The 298-nt window shown below is 56.0% G+C and carries 1 protein-coding gene; it reads right to left on the reverse strand.

The window, feature by feature from the left end:
- Positions 1-51 precede the first annotated feature (51 nt).
- A partial coding sequence (locus tag ACLFKU_RS44520; protein ID WP_410853490.1) for a hypothetical protein occupies positions 52-298 on the reverse strand: 247 nt, incomplete at its 5' end.

Here is a 298-nt window from a genome sequence, read left to right on the forward strand (position 1 = left end):
AATGGGCATGGATTTCCCCTCCTGTGGGTATTGATGAAGGCTCAGACCTCATCATGGCACTTTGATGCCGAACCGCGGCTTCCGCCGCAGCCTCGGGACGGGGAAGTCCCTTACATTCGAATACCCCAATGCCAGCATATTTCCAGTGGCTTGCGCGGCGCGTCCATCAACACCTAAGGCATTGCTGATCAAGTCCACCGCATAGCTACTCGGAGCGTTATAGAGCGGAGTGGATAAGGAAGGCAGAACAGGATGAAGCAGCAGACGCTGGCGATGGAAGCTGACGAAGGTGCGGGTT

This window comes from Paraburkholderia sp. EG304, assembly GCF_046543485.1.
Lineage (GTDB): Bacteria > Pseudomonadota > Gammaproteobacteria > Burkholderiales > Burkholderiaceae > Paraburkholderia > Paraburkholderia youngii.